11 protein-coding genes are annotated in these 13178 nt (G+C 71.8%); 8 read left to right on the forward strand and 3 right to left on the reverse strand.

The features are described 5' to 3' along the window. Positions 1-7 precede the first annotated feature (7 nt). Entirely contained in the window at positions 8-2998 is a 2991-nt protein-coding gene (locus ACIQ6Y_RS36415; protein WP_404046309.1) for a tetratricopeptide repeat protein, read from the reverse strand. Continuing rightward, positions 2998-4824 (reverse strand): HSP90 family protein, encoded by a 1827-nt coding sequence (locus ACIQ6Y_RS36420; RefSeq protein WP_404046311.1) that lies wholly within the window; start codon positions 4822-4824, stop codon positions 2998-3000. Before ACIQ6Y_RS36420 ends, ACIQ6Y_RS36415 begins: the two co-directional genes overlap by 1 nt. A 165-nt stretch (positions 4825-4989) precedes the next feature. Between ACIQ6Y_RS36420 and recG the strand changes: the two genes are divergently transcribed. The 8 genes from recG to mutM all read left to right on the forward strand — a co-directional run bounded on the left by recG (position 4990) and on the right by mutM (position 12177). Further along, positions 4990-7191 (forward strand): ATP-dependent DNA helicase RecG, encoded by a 2202-nt coding sequence (gene recG / locus ACIQ6Y_RS36425; protein ID WP_404046313.1) that lies wholly within the window; start codon positions 4990-4992, stop codon positions 7189-7191. Positions 7192-7270: 79 nt separating this feature from the next. Next, on the forward strand, positions 7271-7855 hold the full coding sequence (gene rsmD / locus ACIQ6Y_RS36430; RefSeq protein ID WP_404046316.1) for a 16S rRNA (guanine(966)-N(2))-methyltransferase RsmD: 585 nt from the start codon (positions 7271-7273) through the stop codon (positions 7853-7855). 26 nt (positions 7856-7881) lie between these two features. Then, entirely contained in the window at positions 7882-8361 is a 480-nt protein-coding gene (coaD, locus tag ACIQ6Y_RS36435; RefSeq protein WP_404046648.1) for a pantetheine-phosphate adenylyltransferase, read from the forward strand. 67 nt (positions 8362-8428) lie between these two features. Beyond that, positions 8429-9469, forward strand: a complete 1041-nt coding sequence (locus ACIQ6Y_RS36440) for an ATP synthase F0 subunit B (protein WP_404046319.1) — start codon at positions 8429-8431, stop codon at positions 9467-9469. A 134-nt stretch (positions 9470-9603) separates the two neighbouring features. Continuing rightward, the gene (locus tag ACIQ6Y_RS36445) at positions 9604-10266 is read left to right on the forward strand and encodes a YceD family protein (protein ID WP_404046321.1); all 663 of its coding nucleotides are present in this window, start codon (positions 9604-9606) and stop codon (positions 10264-10266) included. 2 nt (positions 10267-10268) lie between these two features. Further along, positions 10269-10442: a 50S ribosomal protein L32 gene (rpmF, locus tag ACIQ6Y_RS36450; protein ID WP_086575354.1), complete on the forward strand. Its 174-nt coding sequence runs from the start codon at positions 10269-10271 to the stop codon at positions 10440-10442. Positions 10443-10450: 8 nt separating this feature from the next. Further along, positions 10451-11248, forward strand: a complete 798-nt coding sequence (rnc, locus tag ACIQ6Y_RS36455; RefSeq protein ID WP_404046324.1) for a ribonuclease III — start codon at positions 10451-10453, stop codon at positions 11246-11248. Positions 11249-11316: 68 nt separating this feature from the next. Further along, on the forward strand, positions 11317-12177 hold the full coding sequence (mutM, locus tag ACIQ6Y_RS36460) for a bifunctional DNA-formamidopyrimidine glycosylase/DNA-(apurinic or apyrimidinic site) lyase (RefSeq protein WP_404046326.1): 861 nt from the start codon (positions 11317-11319) through the stop codon (positions 12175-12177). On the opposite strand, the gene ACIQ6Y_RS36465 is transcribed toward mutM, so the two are convergent. Further along, a complete protein-coding gene (locus ACIQ6Y_RS36465; protein ID WP_404046328.1) occupies positions 12150-12536 on the reverse strand; it encodes a winged helix-turn-helix transcriptional regulator in 387 nt (128 codons plus the stop codon). The two genes, mutM and ACIQ6Y_RS36465, sit on opposite strands and share 28 nt — an antisense overlap. Between the last annotated feature and the right edge of the window lie 642 nt (positions 12537-13178).

The raw sequence follows: 13178 nt of genomic DNA on the forward strand, positions 1-13178 counted from the left end.
GAGTGGCTCAGGCCCGCTCCCGCGCGAGCCGCAGGAGCCGGCCGGCCTCCACGACCCGCGCCCGCGCCACGTCCTCGGAGCCGTCGGTCAGCTCGGCGTACGCGGCCAGCACGGCACCCGCGTGTGCCTCCGCCTGCGCGGGGCGGCCGAGGTCGAGCGCGAGCCGGCCGGCGGCGAGTTCGGCGTCCGTACGCGCGTGTACGGCGTCCTCGCCCAGCGCGGAGAAGACCGCGACGGCCTCCAGGAGCCGCGCCAGGGCCGCCTCGAAACCGGCCCCGGTGTCCTGCCCCGGCTGCCCCTCCTGCTGCTCCCCGTCTTCCCCTTGCTCCCCCTGCTGCTCTCCTTGCTCCTCCTCCTGCTGCTCTCCCTGCTCTTCGGCGATGCGCGCCAGCAGGCCCCCGAACTGGTGGTGCGTGTGCCCCAGTTCCGCGGCCAGCAGCGCCCGGTCCTCCTCACCGGCCGCCGCGTCGAGAGCCGTCGCGCACTCCTGTACGGCCGCCTCCATCAGCTCGGCCGCCCGGTCCGCCCCGTCCTCCGCGCGCAGCGCCAGCCACGCGCGGGCGCGCAGGGAGCGGACCAGGCCGTGCGGGTCGCCCAGCTCGCGCCAGAGGTCGCCCGCGCGGGCGTAGGCCCGGTCGGCCTCGGCGGGCAGGTCCGCGGCGCCGAGCGCCTCACCGGCCAGATGGGCGAGCGTGGCGTGGTCCTGCTGCTCGGGCCAGTGCCGGGCGATCTCGGCCGCCTTCAGCCGCAGCTCCGCGGCCGCCCGGTGCTCGCCCAGTTCACTCAGGGCGTCGCCGAGCCACCACTGGGTCTGGACGACCGCGCCGTCGCCGTGGGTGTCCGCCGACAGGTCGGCCAGCGCCGACTCCAGCACCTCGGCCGCCTCCGCCCAGCGCGCCTGCCGCAGCAGGAACCCGCCGAGCATCTGCCGCGCCCAGGCGGCGAACGCCGCGTCACCCGCCGCGTCGGCCCAGTGGACGGCCTCCAGGGCCTGCTCGGCGGCCTCGCCGGGCTCGTCCCGCCCGCCCAGCACCTCCGCGAGCTGCAGGTGCAGCTGAGCCCGCCCCGGCGGCTCCAGATAAGGCCCGCCGTGCTCCAGGGCCGCCCGCAGAGCCCGCTCGGTCTCCTCGATGTCCCCCAGGTGATGGGCCAGCATGGCCAGCCGGGCCTCGTACTCCACCGCGAACCACGGCAGCCCCGCCGCCACGAACTCCGCCGCGGCCCGCCCGAACAGCGCGACCGCCTCGCGCGGCTCACCGGCGTGCGCCGCCAGGTCCGCCAGCATCGCCCGCGCCTCGGCCGCCCGCGCCGCCAGCCGTACGTCGCCGCCGTCGTGCCCGTCGACCAGCGCGAGCACCTCCCGCACGGCGTCACGGGCCGCACCGAGAGCCTCCGACGCGGCCTCGCCGCGCTCCACGGCCTCCTGGACCCGGCGCATCAGGACGCGGGCCCGGCCCATCACGACCGAGGCCGTCTGCCGTACGCCGGTCCCGTCCTCGGCGTAGAGGGCGAGCACCTGCTCGTAGGGGTCGGCCACGGCGGCCAGGGCTCCCTCGACGTCGCCGCCCAGGGCGCGGACGTACGCCGCACGCGTGCGTGCCGCGAGGGACTCGCCCCTGTCGCCCGCCTCGGCGTACAGCTCGGCCGCCTGCTCGAACAGCGCCGCGCCCTCGGGGCCGAGCCCCATCGCCTCGTGGTCGGCGATCTCCGCGCGGTCGCGGACCGTCAGCTCCAGCCCCCGCGCGGCCCGCGCGGCAGCCGCCCACGCCTCCACGGCGTTCGGCTGGAGCGTCTCCGACAGCCGCCGGGCCCTGGCCAGCAGCGAGGCCGGATCGGCATCGGGTGCGGGCGGCGTCGTCGGCGCCGCGCGCGTGGGCGCGGAGGGCGTCGTCCGCACACCGAGGGGCAGACGGTCCAGCAGCGGCTCCCGGTCCATCCGCGCGCGCAGGCGCTCACCGACGTACGAGGTGCCGTTGCGCTCGTCGAAACGTGCCGCCAGGGACAGTGCCTCCTCGCGCGCGTGCCCGCCGAGTTCGCGCGCCGTCCACTCCCGGCCGGGCGGCCCGGGCACCGCGCGCTCGCCCAGGCCGAGCGCGGTCAGCCGGTCCATCAGCAGGGCGACCACGCCCAGGTACTCCATCCTGCTGCTGGGATTCCCGGCGCCCAGGAAGTGCCCCGGGCGCTCCGCCAGCAGTTCCAGGCCGCGTGCCTCGTTGCCGGTCAGCGCGCAGAACTCCACATGGTCGGCGTACGAGGCCCGCATGCTCTCCATCGGCCGCACCAGCCTGATCCCGCGCAGATGGTTCGCCCGCGCCTCCTCGGCCCGGCCCAGCCGCAGCAGCGGCAGCAGTGAGGACGCGAGCACGCTGTGCGGCTCGTGCGCACAGGCGAACTCGCCCTCCAGGACCGGCCGCCACAGCTCGAGCGCCTCCTCGTCCCGGCCCCGCTGCGCATGCCACCAGCCCTGCCCGTTCAGCTCGCAGGCGTGGCAGTCGGCCATCTCGTCGCGGTCGGCGGCGAGCCACGCCGCGAACGCCCGCTCCGCCCGCCCGGTGTCCCCGACATGCGCGGCCACCCACAGCTCGGCACCGCGCACCGCGCGGTCGGAGTACCCGGCCAGGCGGTAGCGGCGCTCCATCTCGCCGAGCCACTTCTCCATCGACGCGAGCGGGATCTGCGGCTGGTCGAGCATCCCGGACGACATCCACTTGAAGAACCAGTGCAGGGCGTGGATCTCCTCCTCGCCGAAGTGCTCCGGATGCTCGTCCCACAGGCCCAGCAGCCGGGTGAACGGCACGAACAGCCGGTCCTTCTCGGAGCTGTAGTTGCCCACGCGCACGTGGTGCACGAGCGCCTCGACCAGCGCGGCCGGTATGCCCAGCCGCTCGGCGTCCCGCACCAGTTGCTCCGCCCGCCGGTTGCGGGCCGGACCCTCCGGCTGACCGGCGTTCTCCGCCATCGCCAGCCGCAGGGAACCGAAGTCCGTGACGTCGGTCATCACCGGCCGCCTTCCTCGTGGGTGGCCCACTCCAGCAGGCCGATGAACGCCTGGTTCAGCAGCGCCGAGTCGGCGGGCCTGAGCGGGCGCTGCGCCATCAGCAGCGCCTGGCCGTACAGGGACTGGACGGCGGTGCCGATCAGACCCGCCTCTTTCAGCGAACCGATGCGCCGCACCAGCGGGTTGAGATGGTTGAGCACCAGACGCGCGCGGGGCGCGCCGCCGCGCAGCGAGCCGAGGATCCCGGCCCACAGCTCGTCCGCCTGCGCCTCGGCCTCGGCCCGCTCCCGCTCGTGCTGGGCGGCCCGGTCGTCGAAGTGCAGCGCGGGCACCGACACCGGGTGGAAGGCCCGCAGCGCGACATCGCAGTCCAGCGGGTCGAGCACCGCGCGCGCGGCCGCCAGGAAGTCCGACAGCGCCAGCTCCTCGACCGGGTCCACCGAGTCCAGGTGCGCGGTCACCGTGTCGGCGTCCAGCTCGGCGACCACCGTGCCGGGACGCACCGACGGCAGCGCCTCCACCAGCTCGCAGTCGTACGTGTAGCCGCCGTTGACCACTCCGATGCCCTGCGCGGCGGCGATCGGGGCGACCTGCCGGAACTCCTCGACCGACCGCGTGAAGTGCACCACCGGGTGCCGCTGCGCGAACTCCTCCAGCGACAGTTCCCCGTCCGTCGTCTCGAACGGCAGCCACGGCAGCATCGTCCGCAGCATCTCGCCGTCGTGCCGCGCCAGCGACCGCACCCCGAGGTGGTGCACCCGCAGGAACGCCTGCAGCCGCTCGGGATCACCCGCCGCGAGGTCCCGCAGCCACGCCCGGATCCGCTCACCGAGCGCCTCGCGTACGGCGGCCAGGGTCTCGTCCTCGTACAGCGCCTCGCGCGAGGCGGTGGGCCGCAGGCTGTCCGTGTCGAGCACACAGCGCACGAAGAACGCCCAGTCGGGCAGCAGCTGTTCGGCCCGCTCGGTCAGCAGCATGCCCTTGAGGTGGACGCGGTGCCGTGCTCGCTGCGCCGGGCTCACCGCGGTCGGCAGCACGTACGCCACCCCGCGCAGCCCGGCCAGCGGCACCGACAGGTCGATCGTGTCCAGCGGAGTGAACCCGAACAGCCCGTGGCAGTGCCGGCCCAGCGCCACCCGGCGGGCGGCGGGGGAGGGGTGCTCCCGGTCCCAGGGCGCCGGCAGCTCGGCGACGGCCTCGCCGTCCACCGTCACGTCGTACGGCAGCAGCGAGCCGAAGTCCCGTGCCAGTTCGAGCACCTTGTGCGGGGCCAGCCACTCGGCGGCGCCCGGCCGGGCCACCAGATGCACGGTGGTGCCGGGTTCGCGGTGCTCCTCCTGCGGCAGGGTGCGCACGGTGTACGAGCCGTCGTCGCACGCCGTCCACTCCACCGGAGGGGCCTGAGGCGTACGGGCACTGCGGCTGACCACGCGGATCCGCTCGGCGACGAGGAAACAGGCCAGCAGGCCGATGCCGAACTGGCCGAGGAAGTCGGAGCGGGCCGCCTGGATGCCGTCGGCCCGCTTGGAGCTGCGGCCGATGGTGGCGAGCAGCGTGTGCACATCGGCCTCGGTGAGCCCGACGCCGGTGTCCTCCACGCGCAGACAGCCGTCGGCGGTGTGGATGCGCACCCGCGCCGGGGCGTCGGGCTGTTCGGCGCGCCGGGCGGTGACGGCGTCCACGGCGTTCTGCAGCAGTTCGCGCAGGTAGACCTTCGGGCTGGAGTAGAGGTGGTGGGACAGCAGGTCCACCAGACCGCGCAGGTCGACCTGGAACGTATGAGGTGAGTGGGATGCCTGGGATGACTGTGAGCTCTGGGAGTCCATCGTCGCAGCGCCGGAGGGGGGAGGGGCGTCGGCGCGGGGTCGGGCGGCACCGGTGAGGCGGCTACCGCGGGGGGATGGCCGGGCGCGCCATCCTAGGGCCCCACCGAGCCGTCTGACCAGGGGTTTCCCGCCACGTTTGGGGCATTGTCAGTGGCGTGGTGTGCAATGGATCTCGTGCCCGCACTGGACGAACCACTGAAGAAGGTGCTCGGCCCCGCCACCGCGAAGGTGATGGCCGAGCACCTCGGCCTGCACACCGTCGGCGATCTGCTGCACCACTACCCGCGCAGATACGAGGAGCGCGGGCAGCTCACGCACCTCGCCGACCTGCCGATGGACGAGCACGTCACGGTGGTCGCCCAGGTCGCCGACGCCCGCCTGCACACCTTCGCCTCCGCCAAGGCGCCCCGCGGCAAGGGCCAGCGCCTGGAGGTGACGATCACCGACGGCAGCGGCCGGCTCCAACTGGTGTTCTTCGGCAATGGCGTGCACAAGCCCCACAAGGAACTCCTGCCGGGCACCCGCGCGATGTTCGCCGGCAAGGTCTCCGTCTTCAACCGCCGCCTCCAACTCGCCCACCCCGCCTACGAACTGCTGCGCGGCGACAGCGAGGAGGCGGTCGAGACCTGGGCCGGCTCCCTCATCCCGATCTACCCCGCCACGGCCAAGCTGGAGTCCTGGAAGATCGGCAAGGCCGTCCAGACGGTCTTGCCCAGCGCCCAGGAGGCCGTGGACCCGCTGCCCGAGTCCCTCCGCGAGGGCCGGGGCCTGCCGACCCTCCCCGAGGCCCTCCTCAAGATCCACCGCCCCCACACCAAGGCCGACATCGAGGACGCCCGCTCCCGCCTGAAGTGGGACGAGGCCTTCGTCCTCCAGGTGGCCCTCGCCCGCCGCCGTCACGCCGACGCCCAACTCCCCGCGGTGGCCCGCAAAGCCAGGCCGGACGGCCTCCTCACCGCCTTCGACGCCCGCCTCCCCTTCACCCTCACCGACGGCCAGCAGAAGGTCTCCAAGGAGATCTTCGACGACCTGGCCACGGAACACCCGATGCACCGGCTGCTCCAGGGCGAAGTCGGCAGCGGGAAAACCATGGTGGCGCTGCGGGCCATGCTGGCCGTCGTGGACGCGGGCGGCCAGGCCGCCATGCTCGCGCCCACCGAGGTGCTCGCCCAGCAGCACCACCGGTCCGTCGTGGAGATGATGGGCGAGCTGGCCGAGGGCGGCATGCTGGGCGGGGCCGAGCAGGCGACCAAGGTGGTGCTGCTGACCGGGTCCATGGGGACGGCTGCCCGGCGGCAGGCGCTGCTCGACCTCGTGACCGGTGAGGCCGGGATCGTGATCGGCACGCATGCGCTGATCGAGGACAAGGTGCAGTTCCACGACCTGGGCCTGGTCGTGGTCGACGAACAGCACCGGTTCGGCGTGGAGCAGCGGGACGCCCTGCGCGGCAAGGGCAAGCAGCCCCCGCACCTGCTCGTCATGACGGCCACGCCGATCCCGCGCACGGTCGCGATGACCGTCTTCGGCGACCTGGAGACCTCCGTCCTCGACCAGCTCCCGGCCGGCCGCTCACCCATCGCCAGCCATGTCGTCCCCGCCGCCGACAAGCCCCACTTCCTGGCCCGCGCCTGGGAGCGGGTCCGCGAGGAGGTGGGCAACGGCCATCAGGCGTATGTCGTCTGCCCGCGTATCGGGGACGAGCAGGACGACCCCAAGAAGGCGAAGAAGTCCGCCGAGGACGACGCGGAGAAGCGGCCCCCGCTGGCCGTCCTCGACGTCGCCGACCAGCTCGCCAAGGGCCCCCTGCAAGGCCTGCGTGTCGAGGTCCTGCACGGCCGTATGGCCCCCGACGACAAGGACGCCGTCATGCGCCGCTTCGCCGCGGGCGACACCGACGTCCTGGTGGCCACGACCGTCATCGAGGTCGGCGTCAACGTCCCCAACGCCACCGCCATGGTGATCATGGACGCCGACCGCTTCGGCGTCTCCCAGCTCCACCAGCTCCGCGGCCGCGTCGGCCGGGGCTCCGCGCCGGGCCTGTGTCTGCTGGTCACCGAGATGCCCGAGGCGAGCCCCGCCCGCCAGCGCCTGGGCGCGGTCGCCGCCACCCTCGACGGCTTCGAGCTCTCCCGCATCGACCTGGAGCAGCGCAGGGAGGGAGACGTCCTGGGACAGGCCCAGTCGGGGGCGAGGTCGTCCCTGCGGGTCCTCGCCGTGATCGAGGACGAGGAGATCATCGCCGAGGCGCGGGAGGAGGCGGCGACCCTGGTGGAGGCGGACCCGGAGCTGACGAACCTTCCAGGCCTGAGGACGGCCCTGGACGCCCTGTTGGACGAGGAGAGGGAGCAGTACTTGGAAAAGGGCTGAGTATGCGGACCCAGGGGCGCGGGGAACTGCGCGACCAGCCACACTGATACCTGAAGACGACCACTACCAAGGACCGAAGATGACCCGCGTGATCGCCGGCGCAGCCGGCGGACGTCGACTCTCCGTACCCCCCGGTACGGGAACCCGCCCCACCTCCGACCGCGCACGCGAAGGCCTCTTCTCCACCTGGCAGTCCCTCCTGGGCGGCCCCCTGGACGGCGACCGCGTCCTCGACCTCTACGCCGGCTCCGGCGCGGTCGGCCTGGAGGCCCTCTCCCGGGGCGCGGGCCACACCCTCCTGGTCGAGGCCGACGCCCGGGCGGCCCGCGTCATCCGGGAGAACGTGAAGAGCCTCGGCCTGCCCGGCGCCGAGGTGCGCCACGGCAAGGCCGAGCAGATCATCAAGGCGGCGCCCTCACAGCCGTACGACCTCGTGTTCCTGGACCCCCCATATGCGGTCACAGACGACGATCTTCGCGAGATCCTCCTCACACTCCGCTCGGAAGGCTGGCTCGATAAGCAAGCGCTCGTCACCGTGGAGCGCAGCACCAGAGGCGGCGAATTCCACTGGCCCGACGGCTTCGAGCCGCTGAGGGCCCGTCGTTACGGCGAGGGAACGTTTTGGTACGGTCGCGCCGCCTCTACGTGCGAAGACGCACGATGACCGGACCGGAGAGCGAGGGATCTCAAGTGCGCCGCGCCGTCTGTCCCGGGTCGTTCGACCCCATCACCAACGGACACCTCGACATCATCTCCCGCGCCTCCCGCCTCTACGACGAGGTGTATGTCGCGGTGATGATCAACAAGGCCAAGAAGGGCCTGTTCGAGATCGAGGAGCGGATCGACCTGATCCGCCGGGTCACCGCCGAATACGGGAACGTCCGGGTCGAGGCCTTCCACGGCCTCCTCGTCGACTACTGCAAGGAGCGGGACATCCCCGCCATCGTCAAGGGCCTGCGCGCCGTCAGCGACTTCGACTACGAGCTGCAGATGGCCCAGATGAACAACGGCCTCTCGGGCGTCGAGACCCTGTTCGTGCCGACCAACCCCACCTACAGCTTCCTGTCCTCCTCGCTCGTCAAGGAGGTCGCGACCTGGGGCGGAGACGTCTCCCACCTGGTGCCGCCGATCGTCCTGGAAGCCCTCAACGAGCGCCTGCGCGACGCCTGATGGGACGCAGGGGACTACAGTCGTCCCGTCCGTCTCCATCACAGCTGTAGAGAGTGGCGAGCACACGGTGGACGTGCAGAAGAAGCTCGACGAGATCGTCGCCGCGGTCTCCAGTGCCCGGTCGATGCCCATGTCGGCCTCGTGCGTGGTCAACCGCGCCGACCTGCTCTCGATGCTCGAAGAGGTACGGGCGGCCCTGCCCGACTCCCTCGCCCAGGCGCGGGAGCTGATCGGCGACCGCGAGCACATGGTCGAGCGGGCCCGCCAGGAGGCCGAGCGGATCATCGAGCAGGCGCACGCCGAGCGCGGCTCGCTGATCTCCGACACCGAGGTCGCCCGCCGCTCCCAGGCCGAGGCCGACCGCATCCTCACCGAGGCCCGCCAGGAGGCCGAGGAGATCCGCGCGGAGGCCGACGACTACGTCGACTCCAAGCTCGCCAACTTCGAGGTCGTCCTCACCAAGACCCTCGGCTCGGTCGGCCGCGGCCGCGAGAAGCTGCTGGGCACCGGCCCGGGCCTGGACGAGCAGGGCTACGAGGACGAGGACGCCCCCGAGCGCAGCCACGACCCGGAGACCCTGCGCCGCAACGCCGACGCCTATGTCGACGTCAAGCTGGGCGCCTTCGAGGCGGTCCTCGCCAAGACCCTGGAGGCCGTCGGCCGCGGCCGGCAGAAGCTGCACGGCAGGATCGCCACCGACGACCTCGGCGCCCTCGCCGACGACACCAGCACCCTCCAGCACTCCAGCGACGCCGACTACCTCGCCGACCTCGCGGCCCTCGCCGAGCAGGACGCCCCTGCGGAGCAGGCCCGGCGCCCCGAGTACGTCCCGGAGCCGCAGCCCCAGCCGGTGTACGGCTACCAGCAGCAGGCCGACCCCTACGGCGGCTACCCGCAGCAGGACCCGTACGGCTACCAGCAGACGGCCCAGGCGGACCCGTACGCCTACCAGGGCTACGCGACCCCTCCGCAGCCCGCCTACGAGCCCCAGCAGGCCCAGCAGGCCCAGCAGCCGGGCTACGCGCTCGACGAGACCAGCCTCTTCGACACCAGCATGATCAGCGCCGAGCAGCTCAGGGCGTACGAACAGGAGCGGGGCGGCCAGTAGCCCCGACCACCGGATTGGGCCGAGAGCGAAAGGTCCAGTATCCTGGCTCTTCGGTCGCGAGTACGTCCGTGATCAGCGCTGCCCGGGAACACCGAAGGGCTGCGTCCCTCTGAGCTAGAAGATCGAAAGCAGGAATGGCCTCCAACGCTCGCCTCGACCATCGCAACCCCCTCGTGTTCGACACGCACGAGCTGGGGCGGCGTCCAGGTGCGCTGCAGCGGCTCACCCGCACGATCGACGCTCCCAACGACCTCGGTATCGCGGGAGTCATCGGAGTGCCGGAAGGCGCCCCGGTGGAGCTCGTACTCCGGCTCGAGTCGGTCATGGAAGGGGTGCTTGTCACAGGCACCGCCCGTGCACAGGCCGAGGGGGAGTGCGTAAGGTGTCTGGAGTCGCTTCAGATGGATCTCGAAGCGGACTTCCAGGAGATGTTCTCGTACCCTGACGCCGACGATCGGGGCCGCCACAAGGCGGAACCGACCGACGACGCCGAGGGATCCGCAGAAAACGAGGACAGGCTCTTCATCGAGGACGGACTCTTCGACCTCGAACCCGTGCTGCGTGATGCGGTGGTGCTCGCACTGCCGATGCAGCCGGTGTGCCGGGAGGACTGTGCGGGTCTGTGTTCCGAATGCGGAATCAGCCTGAACGACAACCCGGACCACCACCACGACGCCGTCGACATCCGTTGGGCGGCACTGCAGGGATTCGCCGATTCAATCGAAGACGGCGATAAGGACGAGATGAGCGGCGGCGCGCCTCAGTCAGCACGCGCCGACGAGAAGCAGGAGAAGTAGCCGTGGCTGTTCCGAAGCGGAAGATGTCGCGCAGCAACACGCGCCACCGCCGGTCGCAGTGGAAGGCTGCGGTCACCCCCCTGGTTGCGTGCGAGCGCTGCCACGAGCCCAAGCAGCAGCACATCGCGTGCCCGTCTTGCGGCACCTACAACAAGCGCCAGGTCCTCGCGGTCTGAGCGGGCTGGTGAGAGGCACTGTGTCCACGCCGAAGAAGAACGCATCGGACAACACAGCCTCGTCCCACACGCTTCTGGAAGGGCGGCTCGGCTACAAGGTCGAGTCCGCCCTTCTGGTGCGAGCACTGACCCACCGTTCCTACGCGTACGAGAACGGCGGTCTGCCGACGAACGAGCGGCTGGAGTTCCTCGGGGACTCCGTCCTCGGCCTCGTCGTCACGGACACGCTGTACCGCACCCACCCCGACCTGCCCGAAGGCCAGCTGGCCAAGCTGCGGGCCGCGGTGGTCAACTCGCGCGCACTGGCGGACGTGGGCCGCACGCTCGACCTCGGCTCCTTCATCCGGCTCGGCCGCGGTGAAGAGGGCACGGGGGGCCGGGACAAGGCGTCCATCCTCGCCGACACCCTCGAAGCGGTGATCGGCGCGGTCTATCTCGATCAGGGCCTGGACTCGGCGGCGGAGCTGGTGCACCGCCTGTTCGACCCGCTGATCGAGAAGTCCTCCAACCTCGGAGCCGGTCTGGACTGGAAGACGTCCCTCCAGGAGCTCACCGCGACCGAAGGCCTCGGCGTCCCCGAGTACCTGGTCACGGAGACCGGCCCGGACCACGAGAAGACCTTCACTGCTGCCGCCCGCGTCGGAGGCGTCTCGTACGGCACCGGCACCGGCCGCAGCAAGAAGGAGGCGGAGCAGCAGGCCGCAGAATCCGCATGGCGCGCCATCCGCGCCGACGCGGACGAACGCGCCAAGGCAGCCGCGAACGCTGCCGCCCCGAACGCCGACGAGGCGTCCGCCTCCGCCTGACCGACACCGAACACCGAGCGCCCGTACCCGGAAAGGGTGCGGGCGCTCGCTTCTCTCCAAGGGGAGCCATGCCCGAGTTGCCCGAGGTCGAGGTCGTACGCCGGGGCCTGGAGCGGTGGGTCGCCCACCGGGCCGTCGCCGAGGCCGAGGTGCTGCACCCACGGGCCGTGCGCCGGCACCTGGCCGGGCCCGACGACTTCGCCCACCGCCTCAAGGGCCACCGCATCGGCGTGGCGAGGCGCCGTGGGAAGTATCTGTGGCTGCCGCTGGAGGACACCGGGCAGGCGGTGCTCGCGCACCTCGGGATGAGCGGGCAGCTGCTGGTGCAGCCGCAGGAGGCGCCGGACGAGAAGCACCTGCGGATCCGGGTCCGCTTCGCCGACGGCCTCGGCACGGAACTCCGCTTCGTCGACCAACGCACCTTCGGCGGACTGTCGTTGCACGACACCGGCGAGGACGGCCTCCCCGACGTCATCGCGCACATCGCCCGTGACCCCCTCGACCCGCTGTTCGACGAAGAGGCCTTCCATCTGGCCCTGCGGCGCAAGCGGACCACCATCAAACGGGCCCTGCTGGACCAGTCGTTGATCAGCGGCGTCGGCAACATCTACGCGGACGAGGCCCTTTGGCGCGCCCGCATCCACTACGAACGCCCCACGGCCGGCTTCACCCGCCCGCGCACCCTCGAACTCCTGGGCCACGTAAGGGATGTGATGAACGCGGCCCTCGCCGTCGGCGGCACCAGCTTCGACAGCCTCTACGTCAACGTCAACGGAGAGTCGGGCTACTTCGACCGGTCGCTGGACGCGTACGGCCGTGAGGGGCTGCCCTGCAAGCGGTGCGGTACGCCGATGCGCAGGCGGCCGTGGATGAACCGGTCCAGCTACTTCTGCCCGAAGTGTCAGCGGGCCCCGCGCGTGGCGTCGTAGCGCTCGCGGGCGGCCAGCACGTCGTCCATGCGGCCCTCCACGAAGTGGATCAGGCCCAGCAGCCGCTCGGCGACCTCGCGGCCGAGCGGGGTCAGCTCGTAGTCCACCCGCGGCGGGTTCGTCGGCTGGGCCTCGCGGTGCACCAGGCCGTCGCGCTCCAGCGCGTGCAAAGTCTGCGACAGCATCTTCTCGCTGACGCCGTCCACCCGGCGTCGCAGCTCGTTGAAGCGCAGCGAGCCCTCGTACAGCGCGCCCAGGGTGAGCGCGCCCCAGCGTCCCGTGACGTGCTCCAGCGTGCCCCGCGAGGGGCAGGCCCGGGCGAAGACGTCGTAGGGCAGGTTCTCGGGCGTGGTGGTCATATGTCGAGCGTACGACACTAACCGTCGGTTAGTGGCCTGGTGCGACGGCGGCTCGGGTGGAAGCCGTCAGCCGAAATGAGATGTTGTGTCCACTGTGCGGCCCAACGCTTGACATGCCGCATATGCGCCACGAGCGTTGCCGGGGACATATGACAGCTGAAAATCCCGTGGAAGGGCGGTCGAGATGCCGAGCAGACTGACAGCCAGGCGGCTAGGAGCTGTCTTCGCCGGGGTCGCCGCAGCATTCGCACTGAGTATCGGTGGCGCGAGCATCGCTGACGCCAAGATCCAGCCGGTCGACACCCAGTGCACCAACGAGGGCGGCCACCAGCCCGGCGGCCAGCAGCCGAGCTGTACAGGTGCGGGGCTCACGCAGGAGACCGAGAACCAGAACCCGTCCGGTCACGCTCCGCCCGGACAGAACTGACACCACAGGACGAGAGGAGGGGAGCACCCTCCGCGGCAGCGGGTCTTCGCGACCCGCTGCTTCCTTTTTCCGCTTTCCGCGTCCTTGGTGCCCGAAGCCGTGCTCAGTACCCGAAGAAGTGACGCCCCGGCTCTCTGACCTGCGGGCCAACTACTGATCACTCCCCTGATCTGCGGGGGACCGGTCAGCAGTTGTCATCGTTGTATACCCCTGGC

Origin of the sequence: Streptomyces sp. NPDC096205, from assembly GCF_044763135.1 — a bacterium.
In the GTDB taxonomy this organism is placed as follows: Bacteria; Actinomycetota; Actinomycetes; order Streptomycetales; family Streptomycetaceae; genus Streptomyces.